Genomic DNA, 691 nt, shown 5'->3' on the forward strand with positions numbered 1-691 from the left:
GTTCCACATCAGGCTCCCGAAACGATGCCCCATGTAGCGCGCCCAGAGCACCTCAGTATCCTCTGCTTCCGTGCCGTAGCCATCGCCGACGGCGAGATTTTTGCGGGTCCAGACCACGCGCGTGCTGTTGACATTCGCCCAGATAGGATCGTAAGAGTTGACGATTTCGATACCGTACCGACGCTCGAACGGATTTCGGGTGAACGGAACGGGTGCCATCTGGCGCGTATGCGAGGTGACATAACAACTTCCCGACCAGATACGCACGGCGCGCATGGGCGTCTCATCGCGGAGGAAGCGTAAATAGCGGTCGGAAATCTGATTGCCTGCGAAATTCGCATAACGGTAATGACTGCAGTGAGCGTCGGTGAAGCCCATCTGTTGCATCTCCAGCATGCTGCCCCGCCAGTGGGCGCGGAACGCCGCGGGAGAGCTCAACTCGCGGAAGGTGCCATCGGGATAGGTAACCGATGTCCGACCACCCGCGCCGCGCGTGTCCTCAACCGTCCAGAAATGGTCATGCAAACACACAGGAAAATGGCGATGCTGCTCGGCAACCAGCACTTGGTGAATCTGCGCAAGCTCGGGACGATGACTTCGCGCGTTGCGATGGAGATAGTTATCTGCTGGACCGATGCTGCTCAATCCGCTGGTGGTACAACCACACTGCACCACCAATCCTGTCTGTTGG

General features: G+C 58.5%; 1 protein-coding gene. It reads right to left on the reverse strand.

The window, feature by feature from the left end; genetic code table 11:
- Nucleotides 1-564 (reverse strand): hypothetical protein (locus tag NW837_RS15765; protein ID WP_414332654.1); only part of this gene is annotated, 564 nt, incomplete at its 3' end.
- Nucleotides 565-691 lie beyond the last annotated feature (127 nt).

The sequence above is a fragment of the Synechococcus sp. R6-10 genome (genome assembly GCF_047461815.1).
In the GTDB taxonomy this organism is placed as follows: Bacteria; Cyanobacteriota; Cyanobacteriia; order Thermostichales; family Thermostichaceae; genus Thermostichus.